Annotated in this window: 25 protein-coding genes; 14 read left to right on the forward strand and 11 right to left on the reverse strand. The window is 59.9% G+C overall.

Going from position 1 to position 25,879, the window contains the following annotated elements; genetic code table 11:
• Positions 1-11 precede the first annotated feature (11 nt).
• Together AFK63_RS12560 and AFK63_RS12565 are read right to left on the reverse strand one after the other, a co-directional pair.
• On the reverse strand, positions 12-998 hold the full coding sequence (locus AFK63_RS12560) for a DUF979 domain-containing protein (protein ID WP_038864088.1): 987 nt from the start codon (positions 996-998) through the stop codon (positions 12-14).
• Entirely contained in the window at positions 995-1,717 is a 723-nt protein-coding gene (locus tag AFK63_RS12565) for a DUF969 domain-containing protein (RefSeq protein WP_038864090.1), read from the reverse strand. The genes AFK63_RS12560 and AFK63_RS12565 overlap by 4 nt, the downstream gene beginning before the upstream one ends.
• 247 nt (positions 1,718-1,964) lie before the next feature.
• On the opposite strand from AFK63_RS12565, the gene AFK63_RS12570 reads away from it, so the two are divergent.
• Positions 1,965-2,513: a winged helix DNA-binding protein gene (locus AFK63_RS12570; RefSeq protein ID WP_038864091.1), complete on the forward strand. Its 549-nt coding sequence runs from the start codon at positions 1,965-1,967 to the stop codon at positions 2,511-2,513.
• Position 2,514: 1 nt separating this feature from the next.
• Here the strand turns inward: AFK63_RS12570 and pxpA are convergent, their stop codons facing one another.
• The 7 genes from pxpA to AFK63_RS12605 form a co-directional block, all read right to left on the reverse strand.
• Entirely contained in the window at positions 2,515-3,249 is a 735-nt protein-coding gene (gene pxpA / locus AFK63_RS12575; protein WP_038864195.1) for a 5-oxoprolinase subunit PxpA, read from the reverse strand.
• The gene (gene pxpC / locus AFK63_RS12580; RefSeq protein WP_038864092.1) at positions 3,239-4,171 is read right to left on the reverse strand and encodes a 5-oxoprolinase subunit PxpC; all 933 of its coding nucleotides are present in this window, start codon (positions 4,169-4,171) and stop codon (positions 3,239-3,241) included. Before pxpC ends, pxpA begins: the two co-directional genes overlap by 11 nt.
• A complete protein-coding gene (gene pxpB, locus AFK63_RS12585; protein WP_038864093.1) occupies positions 4,165-4,821 on the reverse strand; it encodes a 5-oxoprolinase subunit PxpB in 657 nt (218 codons plus the stop codon). The genes pxpC and pxpB overlap by 7 nt, the downstream gene beginning before the upstream one ends.
• 20 nt (positions 4,822-4,841) lie before the next feature.
• Entirely contained in the window at positions 4,842-5,585 is a 744-nt protein-coding gene (locus AFK63_RS12590) for a type 2 GTP cyclohydrolase I (protein WP_038864095.1), read from the reverse strand.
• Between the two features lie 12 nt (positions 5,586-5,597).
• Entirely contained in the window at positions 5,598-7,019 is a 1,422-nt protein-coding gene (gene phrB, locus AFK63_RS12595; protein ID WP_038864097.1) for a deoxyribodipyrimidine photo-lyase, read from the reverse strand.
• Between the two features lie 12 nt (positions 7,020-7,031).
• The gene (locus AFK63_RS12600; RefSeq protein ID WP_038864098.1) at positions 7,032-7,988 is read right to left on the reverse strand and encodes a YbgA family protein; all 957 of its coding nucleotides are present in this window, start codon (positions 7,986-7,988) and stop codon (positions 7,032-7,034) included.
• A 150-nt stretch (positions 7,989-8,138) separates the two neighbouring features.
• Positions 8,139-8,345, reverse strand: a complete 207-nt coding sequence (locus tag AFK63_RS12605; RefSeq protein WP_038864099.1) for a YbfA family protein — start codon at positions 8,343-8,345, stop codon at positions 8,139-8,141.
• Positions 8,346-8,658: 313 nt separating this feature from the next.
• On the opposite strand from AFK63_RS12605, the gene kdpF reads away from it, so the two are divergent.
• The 9 genes from kdpF (at position 8,659) to potE (ending at position 20,663) form a co-directional block, all read left to right on the forward strand.
• On the forward strand, positions 8,659-8,748 hold the full coding sequence (gene kdpF / locus AFK63_RS20610) for a K(+)-transporting ATPase subunit F (RefSeq protein WP_015386886.1): 90 nt from the start codon (positions 8,659-8,661) through the stop codon (positions 8,746-8,748).
• The gene (gene kdpA / locus AFK63_RS12610; protein ID WP_038864101.1) at positions 8,748-10,430 is read left to right on the forward strand and encodes a potassium-transporting ATPase subunit KdpA; all 1,683 of its coding nucleotides are present in this window, start codon (positions 8,748-8,750) and stop codon (positions 10,428-10,430) included. Before kdpF ends, kdpA begins: the two co-directional genes overlap by 1 nt.
• 20 nt (positions 10,431-10,450) lie before the next feature.
• Complete coding sequence (gene kdpB, locus AFK63_RS12615; RefSeq protein WP_038864102.1) at positions 10,451-12,499, forward strand: potassium-transporting ATPase subunit KdpB; 2,049 nt, start codon at positions 10,451-10,453, stop codon at positions 12,497-12,499.
• Positions 12,500-12,510: 11 nt separating this feature from the next.
• Positions 12,511-13,083, forward strand: a complete 573-nt coding sequence (gene kdpC, locus AFK63_RS12620; protein WP_038864104.1) for a potassium-transporting ATPase subunit KdpC — start codon at positions 12,511-12,513, stop codon at positions 13,081-13,083.
• A 9-nt stretch (positions 13,084-13,092) separates the two neighbouring features.
• Positions 13,093-15,777 (forward strand): two-component system sensor histidine kinase KdpD, encoded by a 2,685-nt coding sequence (gene kdpD / locus AFK63_RS12625; RefSeq protein ID WP_038864105.1) that lies wholly within the window; start codon positions 13,093-13,095, stop codon positions 15,775-15,777.
• Positions 15,774-16,451 carry a two-component system response regulator KdpE gene (gene kdpE / locus AFK63_RS12630; RefSeq protein ID WP_038864106.1) on the forward strand — a complete coding sequence of 226 codons (678 nt, stop codon included), beginning with the start codon at positions 15,774-15,776 and terminating at the stop codon, positions 16,449-16,451. Before kdpD ends, kdpE begins: the two co-directional genes overlap by 4 nt.
• 330 nt (positions 16,452-16,781) lie before the next feature.
• Positions 16,782-16,886 carry a leader peptide SpeFL gene (speFL, locus tag AFK63_RS21265; protein WP_106503839.1) on the forward strand — a complete coding sequence of 35 codons (105 nt, stop codon included), beginning with the start codon at positions 16,782-16,784 and terminating at the stop codon, positions 16,884-16,886.
• A 268-nt stretch (positions 16,887-17,154) separates the two neighbouring features.
• Positions 17,155-19,350 (forward strand): ornithine decarboxylase SpeF, encoded by a 2,196-nt coding sequence (gene speF / locus AFK63_RS12635; protein WP_038864107.1) that lies wholly within the window; start codon positions 17,155-17,157, stop codon positions 19,348-19,350.
• Positions 19,350-20,663: a putrescine-ornithine antiporter gene (gene potE, locus AFK63_RS12640; protein ID WP_038864108.1), complete on the forward strand. Its 1,314-nt coding sequence runs from the start codon at positions 19,350-19,352 to the stop codon at positions 20,661-20,663. Before speF ends, potE begins: the two co-directional genes overlap by 1 nt.
• Positions 20,664-20,754: 91 nt before the next feature.
• Here potE and pgm read toward each other — a convergent pair whose 3' ends face one another.
• On the reverse strand, positions 20,755-22,395 hold the full coding sequence (gene pgm, locus AFK63_RS12645) for a phosphoglucomutase (alpha-D-glucose-1,6-bisphosphate-dependent) (RefSeq protein WP_038864109.1): 1,641 nt from the start codon (positions 22,393-22,395) through the stop codon (positions 20,755-20,757).
• Between the two features lie 24 nt (positions 22,396-22,419).
• The gene (gene seqA, locus AFK63_RS21270; RefSeq protein ID WP_038864110.1) at positions 22,420-22,965 is read right to left on the reverse strand and encodes a replication initiation negative regulator SeqA; all 546 of its coding nucleotides are present in this window, start codon (positions 22,963-22,965) and stop codon (positions 22,420-22,422) included.
• A gap of 183 nt (positions 22,966-23,148) precedes the next feature.
• On the opposite strand from seqA, the gene ybfF reads away from it, so the two are divergent.
• From ybfF to fur, 4 genes are all read left to right on the forward strand, one after another.
• Positions 23,149-23,916, forward strand: a complete 768-nt coding sequence (gene ybfF / locus AFK63_RS12655; RefSeq protein ID WP_038864112.1) for an esterase — start codon at positions 23,149-23,151, stop codon at positions 23,914-23,916.
• 127 nt (positions 23,917-24,043) lie between these two features.
• Positions 24,044-24,325: a LexA regulated protein gene (gene ybfE, locus AFK63_RS12660; protein ID WP_004387174.1), complete on the forward strand. Its 282-nt coding sequence runs from the start codon at positions 24,044-24,046 to the stop codon at positions 24,323-24,325.
• A 161-nt stretch (positions 24,326-24,486) separates the two neighbouring features.
• Complete coding sequence (gene fldA / locus AFK63_RS12665) at positions 24,487-25,017, forward strand: flavodoxin FldA (protein WP_038864113.1); 531 nt, start codon at positions 24,487-24,489, stop codon at positions 25,015-25,017.
• 289 nt (positions 25,018-25,306) lie between these two features.
• A complete protein-coding gene (fur, locus tag AFK63_RS12670) occupies positions 25,307-25,759 on the forward strand; it encodes a ferric iron uptake transcriptional regulator (RefSeq protein WP_038864115.1) in 453 nt (150 codons plus the stop codon).
• Positions 25,760-25,879: the final 120 nt, after the last annotated feature.

The following is a 25,879-nucleotide window of genomic DNA, read 5'->3' on the forward strand; positions in this document are numbered from 1 at the left end:
CCGTGCCGCGCTTAGCGGAACACGATGAAATACATCAGGAAAACGTTCACCACCAACAGCGTCACCGCCGTTGGGATCTGAATTTTTATTACCTGGTACTTATCTTTAAGCTCCAGCAGCGCGGCGGGAACGATATTGAAGTTGGCCGCCATCGGCGTCATCAGCGTGCCGCAATACCCGGCATACATGCCAATCGCCAGCAGCGGCGCCGGGTCGCCATGATGATGGTTAATCAACAGCGGCAGCGCGATACCGGCGCTCAGCACCGGGAATGCCGCAAACGCGTTGCCCATGATCATCGTGAACAGCGCCATGCCGATGCAGTAAATTACCACCAGCATGAAGCGGTTTTCCGGATCCACAAACAGGCTTACCACGTTCTGCACGGCGGTGCCGGTATTGGCGACGACGAACACGCCGCCGAGCATGGCCAGCATCTGCGGTAAAATCACCGCCCAGCCAATAGTATCCACCAGACGGCGCGACTGGCGCACCGCATGCAGCGGCGTGCCGCGCGTCAGCCACCAGCCAACCAGCAGCGCCGCGACGCACGCCACGCACAGCGCGGCAAGCGTCAGCTGTTTTTGATCCAGCAGGAAAACGCCGCCCACCGAGACGCCTTTTAAAAACAGCGTGCCGAGCACCGTCACCACCGGGATCAGCAGCGCGGGCAGGAACAGCCAGTTGCGCAGACGCTCTGAGGAGGCCACGCGCTCCGCCTCGGTGGACATTTTATAGTGCCCTTTCCCCACCAGCCCAAAGCCCGCCAGCAGGGCGATAACAATCACCGCGCCGCCAATAATTCGGTAGGCCAGCGAGCGGCCCAGCTCCTGCACCATCAGATCGCCGAAGAGGAAAATACCGCCGAACAGGAACCAGAACAGCGCAGTGGTAAAACGCTTCGGGTTGCCGCGATCGCGCAGCGTCATCACCACCAGCAGCATGACGACGAAGCCAATGAGGTAGTAGACGCGGTTAATGGTCAGCAAAGTGCTCATTGCGCCGCCTCCTGTTTGCCCTGCTCCGCACGCCAGGCAATTACGTCGCGGCGCACGCTGGCGTCGAGGCGCAGCAGGCGCGCCATATGGATAATCAGCGCGGCGATGGCGGTCGGGATAGCCCACAGGCCGATATGCAGCGGCTCAATGCCCGCGATGCCGTTCTCTTTCAGGAAGGCGTCAATCAGCAGCACCGCGCCGAAGGCGATAAAGATATCTTCGCCGAAGAACACCGCGATGTTGTCGCACGCGGCGGCGTGCGCCTTGATTTTGTCGCGGATGTGTTGAGGCAGCTCGCCATATTCGTTAAGCGCCGCGCCCTCAGCCATCGGCGCCAGCAGCGGACGCACAGTCTGGGCGTGACCACCGAGCGACATCAGCCCGAGCGCGGCGGTGCCTTCGCGCACCACAAAATAGAGCATCAGAATACGCGCCGAGGTGGCGCTGGCGATTTTCGCCACCCACGCCTGGGCGCGCTCTTTCAGCCCGTAATACTCCAGCAGGCCAATCACCGGCAAAATCAAAATAAACGTCGCGAGCGAGCGGCTGTTAACAAATTTTTCGCCGAAGGTTTCCAGCAACATGCCGAAATCCATACCGACCGTGAGCCCCGTCGTCAGCCCGGCGACCACGACGACCAGCAGCGGGTTAAAGCGCAGCGCAAAACCGAGAACCACCACCGGGATCCCGATGAGTGGCAACAGAGAGGAACCGTCCATACATTGTTACCCTTTCCAAAGTGAGCGTTGCACGCCGAAGGCTGTTCTACTCCTTCGCCGGGGTGGCGAAGCGTGGGCATTACGGCGAACGTTGTTGTGTAGGCAGGCGCTGTGAACGTGCAGAACCTGACCAAAAAGCTATATCTGAACGGTCACAACATGTAAACAATTTATCAATAAAATGTTTTTATTTTGTCGGTTACGTTTTATAGTTTTTACCAATACCCGCAAAAGAATAAGGGCCGCGATGAGCCAGAAAAAAGCTGAAACATCAAACGGTAACGACGATATCACCGACGGGCGTATCGTCTCGTCCCGTCATCTGGTTTCAGAGCGCTGCGCCGAATTATCGGAGCTGGAGTACGCGCTGATCATGACCAGCAACGCGTTTAACAAATGGATGGTGCGCTGCATGACGGCAGCGGGCGAGCCAGATATGGGCGCGTTCGACGTGTCGCTGCTGCATCACGTCAACCACCGTAACCGCAAGAAAAAGCTGGCGGATATCTGCTTTGTGCTGAACGTCGAAGACACTCATGTCGTCACCTACGCGCTGAAAAAGCTGGTGAAAGCGGGCTATGTGAGCAGCGAGAAAGTGGGCAAAGAACTCTATTTCTTTACCACCGAGGAAGGAAAAGCGCTGTGCATGAAGTACCGCGACGTGCGCGAGGCGTGTCTTATCGCCATCCAGGTGGAGAGCGGCATACCGGGGGCGGCGATTGGCGAAACGGCGCAACTGCTGCGCACTATCGCCTCGCTCTACGACACCGCCGCGCGGGCGGCGGCGTCGCTGTAAGTTACGCGCTTATCTGAATCTGCCGCGCGTCAAAAGCCTCACGTAAACGGCGCGCAAACGCCAGCGCGTGCGCCCCGTCGCCATGCAGGCAGACCGTCTGGGCGTTGACCGCAGCCCAGGCCCCTTCCCGGCTCAGTACCCGCCCTTCCAGCACCATCGTCAGCGTGCGCGAGACCGCCTCATCGTCATCCTCGATTAACGCGCCCGGCTCGCTGCGCGGCACAAGCGAGCCGTCCGCCCGATAACCGCGATCGGCGAACACCTCTTCGCGTGTGGCAAGCTGATGGCGCGCGCCCGCGCGAATTAACTCGCTCCCGGCAAGCCCCACCAGCAGCAACGTGGCATCGAAATCCTTCACCGCGCGGGCGATGACGTCGGCAAGCGCCGCGTCTTTCGCCGCCTGGTTATAGAGCATCCCGTGCGGTTTCACGTGCGTGAGCCTGCCGCCCTCGGCGCGCGCAATCGCCGCGAGCGCGCCCGTCTGATACAGCGTCTCGGCGTAGATCGTCTCGGGCGGTAACTGCATCGCCGTGCGCCCGAAGTTTTCGCGATCCGCAAAGCCTGGATGCGCGCCGATGGCCACGCCGTGCGCCAGCGCCAGCCGCACGCTTTCGCGCATCGTCCGCGCGTCGCCCGCATGGAACCCGCAGGCGATATTGGCCGAGCTAATCAGCGGCATCAGCAACGCGTCGTTACCGCAGCCCTCGCCGAGATCGGCGTTCAGATCAATCTTCATCATTCAGCCGCCATGCCAGTTGTTCAAGGTAACGTTCACGGTCGCTGCGCGCCCTCAGCGCCTCTTCGATGGAGCACTGCACAAAGTGAATGGGCTCGCCTAAACGCAGCTGCGCGAGGTTGTAACGGTCGGCGTCAATGACGCATGCGATACGCGGGTAGCCGCCGGTGGTCTGGGCGTCGTTCATCAACACAATCGGCTGACCGCCGGGGGGCACCTGCACCACACCCGGCAACAACCCGTGGGAGAGCAGATCGCGCTCCGTGGTGCGCTCCAGCACATGGCCATGCAACCGGTAGCCCATGCGGTTACTCTGCGGGCTTAGCTGCCAGGGCGTACGCCAGAACGCTTCTTTCGCCGCGTGGCTGAATTCATGATACTCCGGCCCTGGCAGCGCGCGAATGCGGTTACCCCACAGTAACTGCTTCACGCCGCGCGCCTCGCGAAAATGGCGGGTGGCTGGCTTCACCGGCACGGCGTCGCCGTCGCGCAGCAGACGACCTTCAAAACCGCCGACGCCCGCTTTGACGTCGGTACTGCAAGAGCCCATCACTTCCGGCACGTCGAAACCGCCCGCCAGCGCCAGATAGCTGCGCATGCCGCGGCGCGGCAGCTTCAGGCTTAAGCGTTGTCCCGCACGGGCCAGCAGGCGCCAGCCGGTCCAGACGGCGCGATCGTCAAGCATCGCGTCGCAGCCCGCGCCAGTGAGCGCAAACCAGCCGTCTTCGGTGAACTCCACCACGCACTGCCCGAGCGTAATTTCAAGCGCCGCCGCGTTCGGATCGTTGCCCACCAGCAGGTTGGCAATCTGCAACGACGGGCCATCCAGCGCGCCGCACTGGCTCACGCCATACTGGCGCAGCCCGAAACGGCCGCCGTCCTGAATCGAGGCGTGCATGCCCGCGCGAATAATCTTCAGCATACGCCCTCCTGTTGCGGCACAAAGCGCACGGTGTCGCCGGGCGCGAGCAGGCCCGGCGGGTTTTTCTGCGGGTTAAACAGCGCAAGCGGCGTGTGGCCGATTATCTGCCAGCCGCCTGGCGTTGGCAGCGGATAGATGCCCGTCTGGCTGCCGCCGATACCGACGGAGCCTGCCGGGACCGACAGCCGCGGCTCGGCCCGACGCGGCGTGGCAAGCTCGGGCGCGAGCCCGCCAAGATAAGGAAAGCCCGGCTGAAAGCCGATGAAATAGACCACGTAGTCGACCTGGGAGTGCTTTTCCACCACCTGCTTTTCGCTAAGCCCGGCGTGGCGCGCGACTTCCGCCAGGTCCGGCCCGCCTTCGCCGCCGTACACGACCGGAATTTCTATGCGCCGCGCGTCAGGGAGAATCGCCTCGCTCTCCTCCCACCAGCGCTGTAACCGCTCAATCGCGTCCAGCGCCATCGTGCCTGGCTCGCGCAGCATCACGGTAATGTTATTCATGCCGGGAATGACTTCCACCACGGCGGGCACCGCCTCCAGACGCTGCACCAGCCCCCAGATGCGCTGCTGGCTGGCCAGCGTCACAGGCGGCTCCAGCTCCAGCACTACGGCGCTTTCGCCTAACAGATAACAACGGGCTCGCTGCACGTTTTCCTCTCTTGTGTTGTTTAAGCCGGATTCGGGATATCGATAAAGGTCACGTCCAGATCGGTGGTTTCATTCAGCCATTCACTGAGCGCGCGAATGCCGCCGCGCTCGGTGGCGTGGTGGCCGGCGGCGTAGAAGTGCAGCCCCTGCTCGCGCGCCGAGTGAATGGTCTGCTCCGATACTTCGCCGGTAATAAACGCATCGACGCCGAAGCGCGCCGCGCTGTCGATAAAGCTCTGGCCGCCGCCGGTACACCAGGCGACGCGTTTAACGAGATCGGGGCCGGTATCGCCGCACCACAGCGGGCGCCGCCCCAGACGCGCCTCAAGCCAGGAGGCGAATTCCGGGCCAGAAACCGCCATCGAGAGTTCACCCCACGGCACCAGCGGTTCGATTTCGCCTTTCACCTCAATGCCAAGCAGTTGCGCCAGCTGCACGTTATTGCCCAGTTGCGGGTGCGCGTCGAGCGGCAGATGCCAGCCGTAGAGGTTAATATCGTTGGCGAGCAGCGTTTTCAGACGGTTGCGCTTCATGCCGCGTACCACCGGCGATTCGCCCTTCCAGAAATAACCGTGGTGCACAATGACGGCGTCCGCCTGCTGGCGCACGGCTTCATCGAGCAGCGCCTGGCTTGCGGTCACGCCAGTGATGATTTTATGCACCTCGTCGCGGCCCTCGACCTGCAACCCGTTCGGCGCGTAGTCGCTGAACGTCGCGCTGTTAAGCTTGTCGTTAATCAGTTGTTCCAGTTCGCTGTTTTTCATGTTTCGTCTCTCTTATGCCTTGCGGGCCGCTTCATAGGCCGCGAGCGTCGCGACGCGCGCCTGTTTGTGATCGACTATCGGCTGCGGGTAGCGCAGCGTTGCGCCGTGTTTTTTAGCCCAGACATGCGGCTCGTGCACCGCCTTACCGGGAACATGGCTCAGCTCCGGCACCCAGCGGCGAATAAAATCGCCGTCGGCGTCAAACCGCTGCCCCTGCGTGACAGGGTTAAAAATACGGAAATAGGGCGCGGCGTCGGTGCCGGTCGAGGCCGCCCACTGCCAGCCGCCGTTATTGGCCGCGAAATCGCCGTCGATCAGTTGCGACATAAAATAGCGTTCGCCGCGCCGCCAGTCGACCAGTAAGTCTTTGACCAGAAAGCTCGCGGTGATCATCCGCAGCCGGTTGTGCATCCAGCCAGTCGCGTTCATCTGGCGCATGGCGGCGTCCACAATCGGGTAACCCGTCCGGCCTTCGCACCAGGCCTGAAAGTGCGCGTCGTTCTGCTGCCATGCCACCCGCGCCGTCCAGTCGATAAACGGCTGATGGCGGCACAGGTGCGGCCAGGCGACGATAAGATGACGGTAGAATTCGCGCCAGATAAGCTCATTCAGCCAGACCGCCCCGCTGCCGCCTTCCAGCGCGCGCGGGTGTTCGGTTAACAGACGATGCAGACACTGGCGCGGCGACAGCACGCCGATGGCGAGATATGGCGAGAGCAGACTGGTGCCGCGAAGCGCCGGGAAATCGCGCTTTTCCGGGTAGTCACCCGCCGCCGTCTGGCAAAACTCGCGCAGGCGTTGCAGCGCGGCCTCTTCGCCTGCCGGAAACAGCAGCGCGTCCGGCGTCTCGCTGGGGTAATCAAAGGGCGCAAGCGCGGGCAGGTCGCTTAACGCACCGCCCGCGCGCGGTTTCGGCGCGCTGACGCATGGCGGCAGCCCTTCGCCCAGACGGCGCAAAAATGCCCGGCTGTAAGGCGTGAAAACTTTATACATCTCGCCGTTGCCGGTCACGACGCTGCCGGGCGGCAGCATCACGCTGTCATCGAAGCCCTGGCAGGCGACGCGCTCAGCCAGCCGGCGTTCGACCGCCGCGTCACGCCGTGCCTCGTTCAGTTCATACTGGTAGTTATAAAACAGCGCCGATACCTGATGCTCGTCGCAAAACGTCGCCAGCGTCTCCACGGCGGCGGCGAAATCGGGCGCGTCGCAGGTAAAGAGCGGAATGCCCCGCTTCGCGAGCGCCTGTTGCAATGCCGCAAGGTTTTGCCAGATAAACGCCGCCTGGCGCGGCGCGAGGGTGTGATCGCGCCACTGCTGCGGGGTGGAGATAAACAGACCGATGACCCGCGCGTCGGGGTCACGGCAGGCGGCGGCGAGCGCCAGGTTATCAAAGACGCGTAAATCCGCGCGAAACCAGACCAGATGCGTGGTCATAACACTCCTTGTTTACCGGCCATAGCGCAGGCGCAGCGCTTCCGGGTAAGGCTCAAAATAGCGTTGTTGATCAAGGTAGGGGTCAGGAAATTCCGCCATGTAGTGTTTGAGCAGCGTGACCGGCGCCAGCAGCGGCTGGGTGCCCTGACGGTAGCGGTCGATAAGCGTGGAGAGCTCCTGACGCTGGCGGCCGTTAAGCTGATTGCGGAAATAGCCCTGCACGTGCATCAGCACGTTGGTGTGGTTGCGCCGGGTAGCCTGGATGGACAGCAGCGCCATCAGGCGCAGGCGGTACTCCTCAAAATAGGCGTCCAGCGATTCCCACTTGTCGATGGCGGCGACAAAACGCCCCAGCTCGCGATAGAGCGGCTGCGAATGCGCCAGCAGCAGGAGCTTATAACGGCTGTGGAACGCAATCAGATTCCCGCGGCTCAGCCCTTCGGCGCGCAGCGCGTGGAGTTCATGCAGGGTATAGATGCGTTCGACGAAATTTTCGCGAATGGCCGGATCGTGCAGACGCCCGTCCTCTTCCACCGGAAGCCAGGGCAGCGCGTTCATCAGAATATCGGTATAGATGCCGCGTCCGGCTTTTCGGTTGTTTTTACCGTCCTGATCGTAGACGCGCACGCGCTCCATACCGCAGCTTGGCGACTTGGCGCAGACGATATAGCCGCACAGGTGTTCAAGGCGGCTGACGCGCTCGCGTGAAAAGGCAGCCATCTCTTCAGTGAGATCCCCGTCGCGTTTATCGCTAAAGCGCAGCGCGAGATGGCCGTCGTCGGTTTTCACCAGACGGAGCGCCGGGCGTGGCACAGGCAGGCCAACCGCCATTTCGGGGCAGACCGGCTCATATTTTACCCAGGGCGCAAGCTCTTCCACCGCAAAGGCCAGCCGTTTATGGCCGCCGTCGAAACGCACATTTTCCCCTAAAAGACAGGCGCTAATGCCAACAGGGATTTTTACACTCATTCGGCCTTCCTCATTTTTATACACTCTCAGTGTAGCCAGAGGCAGCCTGTTAACACCAGCCTGTTTGCAGCGAAAAACGCAGCGGCGCACGACTTTCGCAGGCATAAAAAAACCGCTCGAAATGAGCGGTTTTTCAGGGCGTCGCGCGAATCAGTAGAAATCGCAGGCAGCTTGTTCAGCCTGCGCCATCCAGACCGGCTGATCGCTGGTTTTCGACCATACGCGGTGCAGATAACTATAAAAGCGAGCGCGATCTTTCCAGAACAGCATTACCGGCAGGGCGACGATACCCGCGATCAGCACCAGCGCGCGACGCAGGAAGACCTGATGCGCAGGATATTTTTTATATAAAGACATAGGTTTCTCCCCCTTTTTAACTTGCCCGGCATGCAAGGCCGGAAATTGAATTTTGTGAGCTGGTTAAAATTGTACCGCTTTGCCTGTAATTTTACTACTCATCCGACCACCATTCAGACGAATTCTTAGCATCTTTACAATTGATACTGTAAATAAGTTACAAAACGGTTAACGAAATACTAACCCGCAGTTAAATTATGGTTTTTGCGATTTTTATATTTTTTTTACACCCCGCTTCGCGATTTTTGCGAAACCTTTACGCCTGAATCCCTACCCTCTGCGCATATTCCAAAAACCCCCATGGAGGTGGATTGTGAGTGCAGGCCTTATAACCGGCATCGTGCTGGTTTTCCTGTTACTGGGCTATCTGGTATACGCCCTGATTAATGCGGAGGCGTTCTGATGGCGGCTTCGGCATTTTTACTTATCGCCAGTTTTTTACTGGTGCTGATGGCGCTCGCCAGACCGCTGGGCAGCCTGCTTGCCAGGATGATCGACGGCGAGCCCTTGCCGGGCGTGGGCGGCGTGGAGCGCGTGCTCTGGGCCGTGCTCGGCATTCGTCAGGAAGAGATGGACTGGAAGCGCTATCTGCTGGCGATCCTGGCCTTTAACACACTCGGGCTGGTGGTGCTGTTCACCATACTGATGTGTCAGGGCTTCCTGCCGCTTAATCCGCAACAGTTGCCGGGCCTCTCCTGGCATCTGGCGCTGAACACGGCGGTGAGTTTTGTCGCGAACACCAACTGGCAATCTTATGCGGGCGAAAGCACGGTGAGCTATTTCAGCCAGATGGCGGGGCTCGCGGTGCAAAACTTCCTCTCCGCCGCCACCGGCATTGCGGTAGCGTTTGCGTTGATTCGTGCGTTCGCACGCCAGTCGGCCACAACGCTCGGCAACGCCTGGCAGGATCTTACCCGCGTGACGCTGTGGGTACTGGTGCCGCTCTCGCTGATTATCGCCCTGTTTTTTATTCAGCAAGGCGCGATTCAGAACTTCTCGGCGTATCAGCCTTTCACCACGCTGGAAGGCGCGCGGCAGATGCTGCCGATGGGCCCGGTCGCCTCGCAGGAGGCCATCAAAATGCTCGGCACCAACGGCGGCGGCTTCTTTAACGCCAACTCCTCTCACCCGTTTGAAAACCCGACCGCGCTGACGAACTTCGTGCAGATGCTGGCTATCTTCCTGATCCCGGCGGCGCTCTGTTTCGCCTTCGGCGATGCCGTGGGCGACGCGCGTCAGGGCCGCGCCATTCTCTGGACCATGACGGTGATTTTCGTGGTCTGCGTGGCGCTGGTGATGTGGGCTGAAACGGCAGGCAACCCGCACTTTCTGACGCTCGGCGCCGACAGCGCCATTAATATGGAAGGCAAAGAGAGCCGCTTTGGCATTCTCGCCAGCAGCCTGTTTGCGGTCGTCACGACAGCGGCCTCATGCGGTGCGGTCAACGCCATGCACGACTCCTTTACGGCGCTCGGCGGCATGCTGCCAATGTGGCTGATGCAGATTGGCGAAGTGGTCTTCGGCGGCGTCGGCTCCGGGTTGTACGGGATGCTGCTGTTTGTGCTGCTGGGCGTGTTTATCGCCGGCCTGATGATTGGCCGCACGCCGGAATACCTCGGTAAAAAAATTGACGTGCGCGAGATGAAAATGACCGCGCTGGCGATTCTGGTAACGCCTGCGCTGGTGCTTATCGGCACGGCGCTGGCGCTGATGACCGACGCAGGCCGCGCGGGCATTTTCAACCCCGGCATTCATGGGTTCAGCGAAGTGCTGTACGCGGTCTCGTCCGCCGCCAATAACAACGGCAGCGCCTTTGCGGGCCTGAGCGCCAACACGCCGTTCTGGAACCTGCTGCTGGCGTTCTGCATGTGGTTTGGCCGCTTCCTGGTGATTGTGCCGGTGATGGCGATTGCCGGATCGCTCGCCGCTAAAAAAGCGCAGCCCGCGAGCCCCGGCACGCTGCCTACCCACGGCGCGCTGTTTATCGGCCTGCTGACGGGCACCGTGCTGCTGGTCGGCGCCCTGACCTTTATCCCCGCCCTCGCCTTAGGCCCGGTCGCGGAACACCTTTCTCTTGTGAAATGACCATTGCGGAGTCGCTATCCATGAGTCGCAAGCAACTGGCCCTGTTTGAATCCTCTCTGGTTCGTCAGGCGCTGATCGATTCTTTTAAAAAACTGAGTCCGCGCGCCCAGTGGCGCAACCCGGTCATGTTTATCGTCTGGGTCGGCAGCCTGCTGACCACGCTGATTGCCGTGGCGATTGCCGCCGGGAAACTGCCCGGCGAGGCGCTGTTTACCGGCGCCATCAGCCTGTGGCTGTGGTTTACGGTGCTGTTCGCGAACTTCGCCGAGGCGCTGGCCGAGGGCCGCAGCAAAGCCCAGGCTAACAGCCTGAAAGGCGTTAAAAAGACCGCCTTCGCCCGTAAACTGCGCGCGCCACACCACGACGCCCAGGTGGATCACGTGCCTGCTACCGACCTGCGCAAAGGCGATATCGTGCTGGTGGAAGCGGGCGATATCATCCCGTGTGACGGTGAGGTGCTCGAAGGCGGCGCGTCGGTTGACGAGAGCGCCATTACCGGCGAATCGGCGCCGGTAATCCGCGAATCGGGCGGCGATTTCGCCTCGGTGACCGGCGGCACGCGCATTCTCTCCGACTGGCTGGTCATCCAGTGCAGCGTTAACCCGGGCGAGACGTTCCTTGACCGCATGATTGCGATGGTCGAAAGCGCCGAGCGCCGTAAAACGCCGAACGAAATCGCGCTCACCATTCTGCTGGTGGCGCTCACCATCGTCTTTCTGCTGGCGACTGCGACCCTCTACCCGTTCTCGCAGTACGGCGGCGCGGCGGTTAGCGTGACGGTGCTGGTGGCGCTGCTGGTCTGCCTCATCCCGACGACCATCGGCGGGCTGCTCTCCGCCATCGGCGTGGCGGGCATGAGCCGCATGCTTGGCGCGAATGTGATTGCCACCAGCGGGCGCGCGGTAGAAGCGGCGGGCGATGTGGACGTGTTGCTGCTTGATAAAACCGGCACCATTACGCTTGGCAACCGTCAGGCCTCCGCGTTCCTGCCCGCGCCCGGCGTCGATGAAAAAACGCTGGCGGACGCCGCCCAGCTCGCCTCGCTCGCCGATGAAACGCCGGAAGGCCGCAGCATCGTGGTGCTCGCCAAACAGCGCTTTAACCTGCGCGAGCGCGACGTGCAGAGCCTTCAGGCGACGTTTGTGCCCTTCACCGCCCAGACGCGCATGAGCGGGATTAACGTCCAGGACAGGATGATCCGCAAAGGTTCAGTGGACGCCATTCGCCGCCACGTGGAAGCCAACGGCGGCCAGTTCCCGGCGCAGGTCGATACGCTGGTGGAAGGCGTGGCGCGCACCGGCGGCACGCCGCTGGTGGTGGCCGAAGGCGCGCAGGTGCTCGGCGTTATTGCGCTGAAAGATATCGTCAAAGGCGGCATTAAAGAGCGCTTCGCGCAGCTGCGCAAAATGGGCATCAAAACGGTGATGATCACCGGCGACAACCGGCTGACCGCCGCCGCCATCGCGGCCGAAGCGGGCGTGGATGATTTTCTTTCCGAAGCGACGCCGGAGGCCAAACTGGCGCTGATCCGCCAGTATCAGGCCGAAGGACGACTGGTGGCGATGACCGGCGACGGCACCAACGACGCCCCGGCGCTGGCGCAGGCGGACGTCGCAGTGGCGATGAACTCCGGCACCCAGGCGGCGAAAGAGGCGGGGAACATGGTGGATCTCGACTCTAACCCCACCAAGCTCATCGAAGTGGTGCATATCGGCAAACAGATGCTGATGACGCGCGGCTCGCTGACGACGTTCAGTATCGCCAACGACGTGGCCAAATATTTCGCTATTATCCCGGCGGCGTTCGCGGCGACTTACCCGCAGCTTAACGCGCTGAACGTGATGCATCTGCACTCGCCCGCCTCGGCCATTCTGAGCGCCGTGATTTTCAACGCGCTGATTATCGTCTTTCTGATCCCGCTGGCGCTGAAGGGCGTGAGCTACAAGCCGCTTGCGGCCGCGGCGATGCTGCGCCGTAACCTGTGGATTTATGGTCTGGGCGGTCTTGTGGTGCCGTTTATCGGCATCAAGCTCATCGACCTGCTGTTAACGCTGTTTGGTCTGGTTTAAAAGGAAACGTTATGGCTACGTTACGCCCTGCACTCGCAGTACTGATTTTTCTGACGCTTATTACCGGTGGCGTTTACCCGCTGGCCACTACCGTGCTCGGCCAGTGGTGGTTTAAGGATCAGGCGCAAGGATCGCTTATCCGCCAGAATGATGAGGTGCGCGGCTCGCGCCTCATCGGCCAGGCATTCAGCGAGGCGAAATATTTCCAGGGCCGCCCTTCCGCCACCGCCGAAGCGCCTTATAATCCAATGGCTTCCGGCGGCAGCAATCTCGCCGCCAGCAACCCGGAGCTGGATAAACAGGTTCAGGCGCGCGTGGCCGCGCTGCGCGCCGCCAACCCGGAGGCCCGCACGGCGGTGCCGGTGGAGCTGGTGACGGCGTCCGCCAGCGGTCTTGACTACGGCATCTCGCCAGACGCCGCGTTCTGGCAGGCACCGCGCGTGGCGCAGGCGCGCGGGATCTCTGAAGCGGAAGTCGGACGGCTTATCCGCGAGGCGACCCAGGCGCCGCTCGCCGGTTTCCTCGGCCAGCCGGTAGTGAATGTGCTGCAACTCAATCTGGCGCTGGACGCCCTGCAACCGTAAGGAAAAACCATGACCGAAGAGCCGATGCGCCCCGACCCGGATCGCCTGCTGGAGCAGACGCAGGGCCGGACGCGCGGAAAACTCAAAATCTTCTTCGGCGCCTGCGCAGGCGTAGGGAAAACCTACGCCATGCTTCAGGAGGCCCAGCGTCTGCGGGCGCAGGGCCTCGATATCCTGGTGGGCGTGGTCGAAACCCACGGTCGCCAGGAGACGGCGGCATTGCTCAAGGGGCTGGCTATCCAGCCCCTTAAGCGTATCCATCACCGGGGCCGCGTGGTGCAGGAGTTCGATCTCGACGGGGCGCTGGCGCGCAACCCGGCGCTTATCCTTATGGATGAACTGGCGCACAGCAACGCGCCCGGCTCGCGCCACCCGAAACGCTGGCAGGATGTCGACGAGCTGCTGGACGCCGGCATCGACGTGTTTACCACCGTTAACGTGCAGCATCTGGAGAGCCTGAACGACGTCGTGGGCGGCGTGACCGGTATCCAGGTGCGCGAAACGGTGCCGGATCCGATTTTCGACGCAGCCGATGAAATTGTGCTGGTGGATTTGCCGCCGGACGATCTGCGCCAGCGCCTGCATGAAGGCAAAGTCTATATCGCAGGCCAGGCCGAGCGCGCCATTGAGCATTTTTTCCGTAAAGGCAATCTTATCGCGCTGCGCGAGCTGGCGCTGCGCCGCACCGCCGACCGGGTAGACGATCAGATGCGCGCCTGGCGCGACCGACAGGGACAGGAGAAAGTCTGGCATACCCGCGACGCCATTTTGCTGTGTATCGGCCAGGGCGCCGGTAACGAAAAACTGGTGCGCACCGCCGCGCGGCTGGCGGCAAGGCTCGGTAGCGTCTGGCATGCCGTGTATGTCGAAACCCCGCGCCTGCACCGGCTGTCGGAATCGGCGCGACGCACCATTTTAAGCGCGCTGCACCTCGCGCAGGAGCTGGGCGCGGAGACCGCGACCCTCGCCGATCCGGTAGAGGAAAAAGCCGTGCTGCGCTACGCCCGCGAGCATAACCTCGGCAAAATCGTCATCGGGCGGCGCAACAAACGCCGCTGGTGGAGCCAGGATACGTTCGCCGAACGCCTGGCGCGCCACGCGCCGGATCTCGATTTACTGATTGTCGCGCTGGATGATAAACCCGCGCCCGCCACGGCGAAACCCGCCGACAACCGCACCTTTATGGAGAAGTGGCGGGTGCAGATGCGCGGCTGCGCGGTGGCGCTTGCGCTTTGCGCGCTGATTACGCTGGTCGCGCACCAGTGGCTTATCGCTTTTGACGCCGCCAACCTGGTGATGGTCTATCTGCTTGGCGTGGTGGTGGTGGCGCTGTTTTATGGCCGCTGGCCGTCGGTGCTTGCCACCGTCATCAACGTAGTGAGTTTCGATCTCTTTTTTATCGCGCCGCGTGGCACGCTGGCGGTGTCGGATGTGCAATATCTGCTGACGTTCGCCGTGATGCTGAGCGTCGGGCTTATCATCGGCAACCTGACCGCGGGCGTACGCTACCAGGCGCGTATCGCACGCTATCGCGAACAGCGCACCCGGCATCTTTATGAGATGTCTAAAGCGCTGGCCGTGGGCCGTACCGCACGCGATATCGCCGCCACCAGCCAGCAGTTTATCGCCTCCACCTTTCATGCTCGCGGCCTGCTGCTGCTGCCGGACGACCAGGGCAAATTACAGCCGCCACAGCCGCTGGCGGACATCACGCCGTGGGATGAAGCCATTGCCCGCTGGAGCTTTGATAAAGGGCTGCCTGCCGGCGCGGGCACCGACACCCTGCCCGGCGTGCCTTATCAAATTCTTCCGCTGCGCACCGCCGGACGGACGCTCGGGCTGGTGATTGTCGAGCCGAGCAATCTGCGCCAGCTAATGATCCCCGAACAGCAGCGGTTGCTGGAGACGTTTACGCTACTGGTGGCAAGCGCGCTGGAGCGGCTGTTCCTGACCGAAAGCGAAGAACAGGCGCGGCTTGCAAGCGAGCGCGAACAGCTGCGCAACTCTCTGCTGGCGGCACTCTCCCACGACCTGCGTACGCCGCTGACGGTGCTGTTCGGCCAGGCGGAAATTCTGACGCTCGATCTGGCCTCAGAAGGCTCGAAACACGCGCCGCAGGCGAGCGAAATCCGCCAGCATGTGCTTAACACCGCAAGGCTTGTGAATAATCTGCTGGATATGGCGCGCATTCAGTCCGGCGGTTTTAACCTGCGTAAAGAGTGGCTGACGCTGGAAGAGGTCGTGGGCAGCGCGCTCAAAATGCTCGAACCGGGTCTCGGCGGGCGGCATATCGCGCTGAGCCTGAGCGATCCGCTGACGCTTATCCACGTTGACGGCCCGCTGTTTGAGCGAGTGCTGATTAATCTTCTGGAAAACGCCGCTAAATATGCGGGGTCACGGGCGCAGATAGGCGTGCGGGCGGGCTGGCGCGACGAGCGGCTCGATCTCGAAGTCTGGGACAGCGGCCCCGGCATTCCGGCTGGTCAGGAGCAGGCGATTTTTGCTAAATTCGCTCGCGGTAATAAAGAATCCGCCATCCCTGGCGTCGGGCTGGGGCTTGCCATTTGCCAGGCGATTGTCGAGGTGCACGGCGGCGAGATTTACGCCCGTAATCGCCCGGAAGGCGGCGCAAGTTTCCACGTGCTGCTGCCCAAAGAAACGCCCCCGGAACTGGATATCCACGAGGTCATGTGATTAGCGTTCTGATTGTCGAAGATGAAAAAGAGATCCGCCGCTTTCTGCGCACCGCGCTGGAGAGCGAGGGACTGCGCGTGTATGACGCTGAAACTCTGCAGCGCGGGCTGATTGAAGCCGCGACCCGCAAGCCCGATCTGGTGATTCTCGATCTCGGCCTGCCGGACGGCGACGGCATCGATTTTATCCGCGACTACCGCCAGTGGAGCCAGACGCCGGTGATTGTGCTGTCGGCGCGCAGCGACGAACAGGACAAAATCGCGGCGCTGGACGCGGGCGCCGATGACTTTCTGGGCAAACCGTTCGGCATTGGCGAGTTACAGGCGCGACTGCGCGTCGCCCTGCGCCGTCACGGCGCCGCCAGCCAGAGCGATCCGGTGGTGCGATTTTCCGATATCACCGTCGACCTGGCGGCGAGGCGCATCACGCGCGGCGCGCAGGAGATCCACCTGACGCCCATTGAGTTCCGCCTGCTGGCCGTGCTGCTGAACAACGCGGGCAAAGTGCTGACCCAGCGCCAGCTGTTAAGCCAGGTGTGGGGGCCGAACGCGGTGGAGCACAGCCATTATCTGCGTATCTACATGGGCCACCTGCGCCAGAAGCTGGAGCTTGACCCGGCGCGCCCGCACCACCTGTTGACGGAAACGGGCATCGGCTACCGATTTATGCTGTAAGCGCATCGCCGCGTCAGGCCTGGCGCGGCGGCGTTTCCCCCTCGTTTTTATTCTGAATAAATCCTCGCCGCAACAAAATGATTATTCATTTATTTTATTATTCCTCTGCGATAATTCATTCCCGCCAGCGTTAAATTCCCCGAAATATAGTAAAACCATATTCATAACTAACCAGCTACATTCATGTAACCAGAAGAAATCTGCGCTGCATTATGCATAAATAACGACGTATTATTTCTGGTTCAGGCCATTTTTGTTGATCTCTTTCACAGAATAACGCTCTGAGCCGGATAAAATGACCACGCTTTCAATAAGTGAAAGGAAACGACGATGGAAAATAACAATCGGTTAATGCCGCATATCCGGCGGACAACCCATATTATGATGTTTGCTCACCGAAACTGCTTCGACTTCCATATTTTCAACGCCCGCTAGCCTTTAGCGCCGCAGCGCGCCTGCCATTTCTCAGCGAAAATTCCATGTGATGTAATAACGGGTTTACGCCTGAGAATGCGCGCCTCTTTATGCCATAAACCCTATGATAACCAGCCTGTTAGCTGGCAGGGCTTTGTCTGGCAAAAATAAAACCAAGGTTATTTCCCGCATTTATTATGCGGCGGGAAGCTTTTACCTGAAAAAATAATAAAGCAATTTCCACAAGGAAATAGCGCGGGATTGCTTTACCTGAAAATAAGGAATCACCATGCAAGCGTTAAAAATCGGCGTTAGCCGTTTATGCCCGGACTGTTTTTCAACTGACCGGGAGCTTATTAATATTCATGACACCAACTATATTGATATTGCCGCGGCGGTCATTTCCGTCAGCGATATTTTCCAGGGCATTATTGATGAAATAGAGCTGACTGGCTTCGGCGTTCCGGTATTTGTCATGTGTCAGCCCGAGGAGCGGGTGCCTGCTGAGTATCTGGCGCGGATTTCCGGCGTGTTTGACGATAACGAAACGCACCGCGACTACTATGGTCGACAGCTTGAAGCCGCCGCGCAGAAATATGAAACCGCGCTGCGCCCGCCCTTCTTTCGCGCGCTGGTCGATTACGTGAATCAGGGCAACAGCGCGTTTGACTGCCCCGGGCACCAGGGCGGTGAGTTTTTCCGCCGCCACCCGGCCGGAAACCAGTTTGTGAATTTCTTCGGCGAGACGCTGTTTCGCGCCGATTTATGCAATGCCGATGTGGCGATGGGTGATTTACTGATCCACGAAGGCGCGCCGTGCCTCGCCCAGCAGCACGCCGCGCAGGTGTTCAACGCTGATAAAACGTACTTTGTGCTGAACGGCACGTCATCCGCCAATAAAGTGGTGCTTAACGCGCTGCTTGCGCCCGGCGATTTGGTGCTGTTTGACCGCAATAACCATAAGTCGAACCACCACGGCGCGCTGTTGCAGGCGGGGGCCACCCCGGTTTATCTGGAAACCGCGCGTAACCCGTACGGCTTTATCGGCGGCATCGACGCGCACTGCTTCGACGAGCGTTATCTGCGCAGCCTGGTACGCGAGACCGCCCCAGAGCGCGCCGCGATGGCGCGGCCGTTTCGCCTCGCAGTTATCCAGCTCGGCACTTACGACGGCACTATCTACAACGCCCGTCAGGTGGTCGATAGCCTGGGGCCGCTGTGCGATTACATTCTCTTCGACTCCGCCTGGGTGGGTTATGAGCAGTTTATTCCGATGATGGCGCCCTGCTCGCCCTTACTGCTGTCGCTCAATGAAAACGATCCGGGCATTCTGGTCACGCAGTCGGTGCATAAACAGCAGGCCGGGTTTTCCCAGACGTCACAAATTCATAAAAAAGACAGTCATATCAAAGGACAGCCGCGTTATGTGCCCCACAAGCGCATGAATAACGCTTTTATGATGCACGCCTCCACCAGCCCTTTTTACCCGCTCTTCGCGGCACTCGACATCAACGCGCGGATGCATGAAGGCGAAGGCGGACGCCGTCTGTGGATGCGCTGCGTGGAATATGGCATCGAGGCGCGCAAGATGATTTTCGACAACTGCCGCGCCATACGCCCCTTCGTTCCGGCGACGGTCGATGGCCGTCCGTGGCAGAGCTATGAGACACAGGAAATAGCCTCCGACCTGCGGTTTTTCCACTTCGAACCCGGCGAGCGCTGGCACGCCTTTGAGGGCTACGCGCCGCACCAGTATTTTGTCGACCCGTGCAAGCTGCTGCTCACCACGCCGGGCATCGACATCGCGACCGGCGAATATGCGGCGTTCGGCGTGCCTGCGGCGGTGCTCGCAAGCTACCTGCGCGAGAACCATATCATCCCGGAGAAGTGCGACCTGAACTCGATCCTGTTTCTGCTCACCCCTGCCGAAGAGATGAGCAAGCTGCAACAGCTGGTGGCGCAGCTGGCGCGTTTTGAAAAGCTGCTGGAGAGCGACGCGCCGTTAAGCGAGGTGCTGCCGACGCTCTGGAAACAGCATCAGGCCCGTTACGCCGGGTATACGCTGCGCCAGCTCTGTCAGGAGATGCACGATTTTTACGCCAGCCGTAACGTAAAGCAGCTGCAAAAAGAGATGTTTCGTAAGGCGTATTTCCCGCGCGTCGCCATGAGCCCGCAGGCGGCGAACCACGCGTTTATTCGTGGCGAGGTGGAGCTGGTGCGGCTTGACCAGGCGGAAGGCCGCATCGCGGCTGAAGGCGCGCTCCCCTACCCGCCGGGCGTGCTGTGTGTGGTGCCCGGTGAAATCTGGGGCGGCGCGGCGCTGCACTACTTCCGGGCGCTGGAAGAAGGGATCAACCTGCTGCCGGGTTTCGCGCCGGAATTACAGGGTGTGTATGTACAGGAGAATGACGGTCGCCGCCAGGTGTGGTGTTACGTCATCCGTCAACGGCCAGTCACGCAGGGCCGCGCGGAAGGAGCGTTATGATGAGCAAATCCAACAAAATGGGCGTCGTGCCGCTGACCATCCTGACGATGGTGAACATGATGGGCTCCGGCATTATTATGCTGCCGACCAAGCTTGCCGAAGTGGGCACTATTTCGATTATCTCTTGGCTTGTGACCGCCGTCGGCTCAACGGCGCTGGCCTGGGCTTTCGCAAGATGCGGAATGTTCAGCCGCAAAGCGGGCGGCATGGGCGGCTATGCGGAGTATGCGTTCGGTAAGTCGGGCAATTTTATGGCCAACTATACCTACGGGGTATCGCTGCTTATCGCTAACGTCGCCATCGCTATCTCCGCGGTCGGCTATGGCAGCGAGCTGTTCGGCGCGGCGCTGACGCCGGTGCAGACCGGCATCGCCACGATGGGCGTATTGTGGATCTGCACGGTCGCCAACTTCGGCGGCGCGCGCATCACCGGCAAGCTCAGCGGTATTACCGTCTGGGGGGTAATCATCCCGGTGGTCGGGCTGTCGGTCATCGGCTGGTTCTGGTTCAGCCCGTCGCTGTATGCAGACTCCTGGAACCCGCATCACGTGCCGTTTTTCGACGCGGTAGGCTCCTCCATCGCCATGACGCTATGGGCGTTCCTCGGGCTGGAGTCGGCCTGCGCCAACACCGAGGTGGTGGAAAACCCGGAGCGCAACGTGCCGATTGCGGTACTGGGCGGCACGCTCGGCGCGGCGGTGATTTATATTGTTTCCACCAACGTGATTGCGGGCATTGTGCCAAATCTGAGTCTCGCGCACTCCACCGCGCCGTTCGGGCTGGCGTTCGCGCAGATGTTCACGCCGGGCGTCGGGAAAATCATTATGGCGCTGATGGTAATGTCCTGCTGTGGTTCGCTGCTCGGCTGGCAGTTTACTATCGCTCAGGTGTTCCGCTCCTCCGCCGACGCGGGCTATTTCCCCAAAGTGTTCTCACGCCTGAGCAAAGCCGAAGCGCCGGTAAAAGGGATGCTGACGATTGTGATTATCCAGAGCGCGCTGTCGCTGATGACCATCAGCCCGTCACTCAATAAACAATTTAACGTGCTGGTTAACCTGGCGGTGGTGACCAATATCATCCCGTATATTTTGTCGATGGCGGCGCTGGTAATCATTCAGCAAGTGGCGAATGTGCCGTCGCGCAAGGCGAAGCAGGCCAACATGGTGGCGCTGGTGGGCGCGATTTACAGCTTTTACGCGCTCTATTCATCCGGCGAGGAGGCGATGCTGTACGGCGCCATGGTCACGTTTATGGGCTGGACGCTCTACGGGCTGGTCTCTCCGCGCTTTGAGCTGACCAACAAGCAGGGGTAACGTGGCCTGGCAGGCAAATCAAAACGGCAACCCGAAGGTTGCCGTTTTTATGTTATCGCCGGGACGAGCACTGCGGCCTGCCCCGCAACGCTTACGCGTTTTTCAGCACTTCGCTGACGATTTCTACCGCTTCTTTCTCGATCTGCTTGCGGTGTTCTTCACCGAGGAAGCTTTCGCAATAGATCTTGTACGCGTCTTCGGTACCGGAAGGACGCGCCGCGAACCAGCCGTTCTCGGTCATCACTTTCAGGCCGCCGATAGCAGCGCCATTGCCCGGCGCGGCTGTCAGACGTGCGGTGATCGGATCGCCTGCCAGTGTGCTTGCGCTGACCATTTCCGGAGAGAGTTTAGAAAGCGCGGCTTTCTGCGCGGAGGAGGCGGACGCCTGCAGACGGTTGTAGCTCGGCGCGCCGAAACGCGCGGCCAGTTCGTCATAGTGCTGCTGCGGGTTTTTCCCGGTCACCGCGGTGATTTCCGCCGCGAGCAGGCACATGATGATGCCGTCTTTATCAGTGGACCACGGCGTGCCGTCAAAGCGCAGGAAGGACGCGCCCGCGCTCTCTTCGCCGCCAAAGCCGAAGCTGCCGTCGTAGAGACCGTCAACGAACCATTTAAACCCGACCGGCACTTCCACCAGCTTACGGCCCAGCGCATCGACCACACGGTCGATCATTGCGGAAGAAACCAGCGTTTTACCGACGGCAACGTCCTGGCCCCACTGCGGGCGATGCTGGAACAGATAGTTGATGGCGACAGCGAGATAGTGGTTCGGGTTCATCAGACCCGCAGGCGTGACGATGCCGTGGCGGTCGTAGTCCGGGTCGTTGGCAAACGCCAGGTCGAACTTATCGCGCAGCGCCAGCAGGCCCGCCATCGCGGATTCCGAGGAGCAGTCCATACGGATAGCGCCGTCTTTATCCAGATGCATAAAGCGGAACGTCTGATCGACCTGATCGTTAACAATCGTCAGGTTGAGCTTGTAGTGCTCCGCGATGCGCTTCCAGTATTCGATGCCGGAGCCGCCCAGCGGGTCAACGCCAAGCTTCAGGCCCGCTTTCTGGATAGCGGCCATGTCGACGATCTCCGCCAGCCCTTCAATAAACGGCTGCACCAGATCTTTTTCCTGAATGCGGCCGCTCGCCCAGGCGTCGTCCAGCGACAGACGTTTCACGTCTTTCAGACCGTCCGCCAGCAGCGCGTTGGCGCGGTTTTCAACCACTTTAGTGACGTTGGTATCTGCCGGGCCGCCGTTAGGCGGGTTGTATTTGATGCCGCCATCGTCGGGCGGGTTGTGCGACGGCGTGATGACGATGCCGTCAGCCTGTGCGCCGCCGCGTTTGTTGTGCTCAAGGATCGCGTTAGAGACCGCAGGCGTCGGCGTATAACCGTTGTTGTCCTGCACGATGATATCGACGCCGTTTGCCGCCAGCACTTCCAGTACGGAGATAAACGCAGGCTCGGAGAGCGCATGCGTATCTTTACCGACATAGCACGGCCCGGTGATGCCGTTTTTGGCGCGCTCTTCCGCAATCGCCTGGGCGATGGCCAGAATGTGCGGCTCGTTAAAGCTGTGACGCGCGGCGCTGCCGCGGTGGCCGGAAGTCCCGAACTTCACCGCGTGCTCCGCATTACCCGCTTCGGGCTTCAGCACATAGTACTGCGCGGTCAGCTGGGCGACGTTGATTAAATCACTCTGTTGTGCAGGCTGTCCCGCACGGTTATTGACTGCCATGGCCTGGTCCTTCTGACGCAAGAGTTAAATGGTGCCGCAAACCTTCTCAATCAATTCCGCCGGGAACTGCATGGTCTGCATGATGTGTTCAATCATGCTGCATTTGCGGCCTGTATTCGTGTTCGTGATAACCCAGTACGGCGTGCCCGGCACGTGGCGGGGTTTCGTCTGGTTGCCACTTTGCAGCAGCGTTTGCTCGTCGCCGGCGAAATAGACGCGGGTGCGACCATGTAACGATTCGGTAGCTTCGGCAAAAGCGTCTGCATCCAGTGAATAGAGTGTAGACAGCACCAGCATAAAACGATTGACCGCGCGTTTTTGTTCGGCGTATTCATCCGAAAGAAGCAGCTCACGCATGGCGCGAACGCGATCGCGCGCCGGGTTGGCCGGTTTGTCAGCGGCGGGCGCGACGGTGGCTGGGATCTCTGCTTTGGCTGGTGTAGCGGCGATCTGCGTGGAGGCGGAAAATTTCAACATGCGCCGTAAAATGTCGGACGCGCTTTCGCCAATATGCAGGGTGTGGCTGGCAATGTAGCGATACAGCTCGTCATCAACTTCAATCGTTTTCATCTTAATCCAGTGCGATTTCTTTTCTGAATACAAGTCATTGGGATTATAGAGTTAAAACCCAACAGCGGATAGCGTCAAACCAGGAAGGCCGCAAAAGTCGGAATTAACTGGAACCTTGCAGCCGGGCGGCAGAATGGTCAACATGATAACCTAACCTGTCAGTCGCCAAAAAAGAACTTTGCCATGAAATTAAATACCCGCACGCAATCTGCGCAACAACCGACTCAAAATACACCGATTGTGTTAATTCACGGGCTGTTTGGCAGCCTGGACAATCTCGGCGTGCTGGCCCGCGACCTGGTGCAGGATAACAATATTGTGCAGGTCGATTTGCGTAACCACGGGCTTTCTGAGCGTAGCGAGACGATGGATTACCCGGCGATGGCGCAGGACATTCTCGATACGCTGGATGCGCTGGGGCTGGAGAAAGTGATTCTTATCGGGCATTCGATGGGCGGCAAAGCGGCGATGGCGGTAACGGCGCTGGCGCCAGATCGCATTGAAAAGCTGGTGGCTATCGATATCGCGCCAGTGGATTATCAGGTCCGCCGCCACGACGACATTTTCGCGGCGGTCAACGCGGTGAGCGATGCGGGCGCGACAACACGCCAGCAGGCGGCGGATATCATGCGCCAGTATATCGCGGAAGAAGGCGTGATTCAGTTTCTGCTGAAGTCGTTTGTCGATGGCGTCTGGCGCTTCAATGTGCCGGTGCTGTGGAATCAATACGCCCATATTGTCGGCTGGGAACCCCTCCCCGCCTGGCGCGGCCCGGCGCTGTTTATCCGTGGCGGCGCGTCGCCTTATGTGGAAGAAGCGCACCGCGAAGCGCTGCTGGCGCAATTCCCGCAGGCCCGCGCGCACGTTATCGCGGGCGCGGGTCACTGGGTGCATGCCGAAAAGCCGCAGGCGGTGCTGCGCGCTATCCGGCGTTTTCTGGAAACTGATTAAAAACAGACCGACCGGCGCCGTCGCGCGCCGGATGCGTTGGCGCGCTTCGCTGCCTGATGTATGATGGCGCGCTGAAATACCGCCGGGCCCGCCCCGGCAGCCTGTTTCCCCTGTCTATACTCATACCATGGCAAAAGAACAAACGGACCGCACAACGCTCGATCTTTTCGCGGATGAACGCCGTCCGGGCAGACCGAAAACCAATCCGCTGTCGCGCGACGAACAGCTGCGCATCAATAAGCGCAACCAGCTTAAGCGTGACAAAGTTCGCGGGCTTAAGCGCGTGGAATTGAAGCTGAACGCCGATGCGGTGGACGCGCTGAACCATCTGGCTCAGGCGCGTAATATCAGCCGCAGCGAGCTGATAGAAGCTATGCTCCTCGCTCAGCTGAAAGCCTTGCAGGAGTAAGGTCTGGTCTGAATTTTACCCAAAAGGACGGGGCAATGTAGCAGAGAGTGCACCCGGCGCCTGATACCGTTTCCGCACCTTCACCTGTTCTGCTATGATTGCCCTATCTGTGGGCGTTATGCCAGCACCATCACATTTAGATTCAAGAGGTTATTCTTCTTATGGCAATCGTAGGCATCTTTTTCGGCAGCGACACCGGCAATACCGAAAATATCGCGAAAATTATCCAGAAACAGCTCGGGAAAGACGTTGCTGAAGTGCATGACATTGCTAAAAGCAGCAAAGAGGATCTGGAAGCGTTCGATATTCTTCTGCTTGGCATCCCGACCTGGTACTACGGCGAAGCGCAGTGCGACTGGGACGACTTTTTCCCGACGCTGGAAGAAATTGACTTCAACGGTAAACTGGTCGCGCTGTTCGGCTGCGGCGACCAGGAAGATTACGCAGAATACTTCTGCGACGCGCTGGGCACCATTCGCGATATTATCGAGCCGCGCGGCGCGACCATTGTTGGCCACTGGCCGACGGCGGGTTATCACTTCGAAGCGTCCAAAGGTCTCGCAGACGACGATCACTTTGTCGGCCTCGCAATTGATGAAGATCGCCAGCCGGAGCTGACGGCGGAACGCGTTGAAAAATGGGTGAAACAGGTCTCCGAAGAGCTGCACCTGCAGGAAATCATCAACGCCTGATGATAAACGGCGCGGGCGACCGTCCGCGCCGGTTGATAGATAAAAGCAATGAAAATAATTGCTACAAATTTTTAACTTTCCCTCACTACGCTGTACAATGGCATCCTTAATTATCAGGCCTCCCCGTGCAAAACGCTGGCGGGTCCACGATTTTTAAGCTCTTTTTTGCCGGACGCTTGCGGTTTTCATTTAGGCATGTCAGTTCTATAATGAGACGCATTCATCTTCGGCGTATCCGATGTATCGCTCCCTTCTGGGGCGAGTCGTTAAGCAACAGGACAGATTCCGCATGACTGACAACAATACCGCATTAAAGAAGGCCGGCCTGAAAGTCACGCTTCCTCGATTAAAAATCCTCGAAGTGCTGCAGGAACCGGTCAATCATCATGTCAGTGCGGAAGACCTCTATAAGCGTCTGATTGACATGGGTGAAGAGATTGGCCTTGCCACGGTCTATCGTGTACTGAACCAGTTCGACGATGCCGGCATCGTCACCCGTCACAACTTCGAAGGCGGTAAATCCGTTTTCGAGCTGACGCAACAGCATCATCACGATCACCTGATCTGTCTCGATTGCGGCAAAGTGATCGAATTCAGCGATGACTCTATTGAAGCCCGTCAGCGTGAAATCGCGACACGTCACGGCATCCGCCTGACCAACCACAGCCTCTATCTGTATGGTCACTGTGCCGATGGCGACTGCCGCGAGAATGAACACGCGCACGAGGTCGGCGAGAAGTAACGCTTGCCATAACGCCTGATCCAAAGCCGACGTTTGTCGGCTTTTTTATTGTCTGAAAACCAGACGCTGAAAATACACATGTATCATTTTGGATTAATAACACAGAGATGTGTATTTTAA

Source organism: Cronobacter muytjensii ATCC 51329, assembly GCF_001277195.1.
Taxonomy (GTDB): Bacteria; Pseudomonadota; Gammaproteobacteria; order Enterobacterales; family Enterobacteriaceae; genus Cronobacter; species Cronobacter muytjensii.

What these genes read in the sequence shown, in the direction of transcription:
- AFK63_RS12590 (WP_038864095.1), bottom strand. Translation starts at nt 5,585, where the DNA reads ATGAAAAACAGCGAACTGGAACAACTGATTAACGACAAGCTTAACAGC.
- seqA (WP_038864110.1), bottom strand. Translation starts at nt 22,965, where the DNA reads ATGAAAACGATTGAAGTTGATGACGAGCTGTATCGCTACATTGCCAGC.
- speFL (WP_106503839.1), top strand. Translation starts at nt 16,782, where the DNA reads ATGGAAAATAACAATCGGTTAATGCCGCATATCCGGCGGACAACCCAT.
- ybfF (WP_038864112.1), top strand. Translation starts at nt 23,149, where the DNA reads ATGAAATTAAATACCCGCACGCAATCTGCGCAACAACCGACTCAAAAT.
- kdpA (WP_038864101.1), top strand. Translation starts at nt 8,748, where the DNA reads ATGGCGGCTTCGGCATTTTTACTTATCGCCAGTTTTTTACTGGTGCTG.
- kdpB (WP_038864102.1), top strand. Translation starts at nt 10,451, where the DNA reads ATGAGTCGCAAGCAACTGGCCCTGTTTGAATCCTCTCTGGTTCGTCAG.
- fldA (WP_038864113.1), top strand. Translation starts at nt 24,487, where the DNA reads ATGGCAATCGTAGGCATCTTTTTCGGCAGCGACACCGGCAATACCGAA.
- AFK63_RS12605 (WP_038864099.1), bottom strand. Translation starts at nt 8,345, where the DNA reads ATGTCTTTATATAAAAAATATCCTGCGCATCAGGTCTTCCTGCGTCGC.
- phrB (WP_038864097.1), bottom strand. Translation starts at nt 7,019, where the DNA reads ATGACCACGCATCTGGTCTGGTTTCGCGCGGATTTACGCGTCTTTGAT.
- pxpA (WP_038864195.1), bottom strand. Translation starts at nt 3,249, where the DNA reads ATGAAGATTGATCTGAACGCCGATCTCGGCGAGGGCTGCGGTAACGAC.
- AFK63_RS12570 (WP_038864091.1), top strand. Translation starts at nt 1,965, where the DNA reads ATGAGCCAGAAAAAAGCTGAAACATCAAACGGTAACGACGATATCACC.
- ybfE (WP_004387174.1), top strand. Translation starts at nt 24,044, where the DNA reads ATGGCAAAAGAACAAACGGACCGCACAACGCTCGATCTTTTCGCGGAT.
- AFK63_RS12565 (WP_038864090.1), bottom strand. Translation starts at nt 1,717, where the DNA reads ATGGACGGTTCCTCTCTGTTGCCACTCATCGGGATCCCGGTGGTGGTT.
- kdpD (WP_038864105.1), top strand. Translation starts at nt 13,093, where the DNA reads ATGACCGAAGAGCCGATGCGCCCCGACCCGGATCGCCTGCTGGAGCAG.
- pgm (WP_038864109.1), bottom strand. Translation starts at nt 22,395, where the DNA reads ATGGCAGTCAATAACCGTGCGGGACAGCCTGCACAACAGAGTGATTTA.
- fur (WP_038864115.1), top strand. Translation starts at nt 25,307, where the DNA reads ATGACTGACAACAATACCGCATTAAAGAAGGCCGGCCTGAAAGTCACG.
- AFK63_RS12560 (WP_038864088.1), bottom strand. Translation starts at nt 998, where the DNA reads ATGAGCACTTTGCTGACCATTAACCGCGTCTACTACCTCATTGGCTTC.
- speF (WP_038864107.1), top strand. Translation starts at nt 17,155, where the DNA reads ATGCAAGCGTTAAAAATCGGCGTTAGCCGTTTATGCCCGGACTGTTTT.
- pxpC (WP_038864092.1), bottom strand. Translation starts at nt 4,171, where the DNA reads ATGCTGAAGATTATTCGCGCGGGCATGCACGCCTCGATTCAGGACGGC.
- potE (WP_038864108.1), top strand. Translation starts at nt 19,350, where the DNA reads ATGAGCAAATCCAACAAAATGGGCGTCGTGCCGCTGACCATCCTGACG.
- AFK63_RS12600 (WP_038864098.1), bottom strand. Translation starts at nt 7,988, where the DNA reads ATGAGTGTAAAAATCCCTGTTGGCATTAGCGCCTGTCTTTTAGGGGAA.
- kdpC (WP_038864104.1), top strand. Translation starts at nt 12,511, where the DNA reads ATGGCTACGTTACGCCCTGCACTCGCAGTACTGATTTTTCTGACGCTT.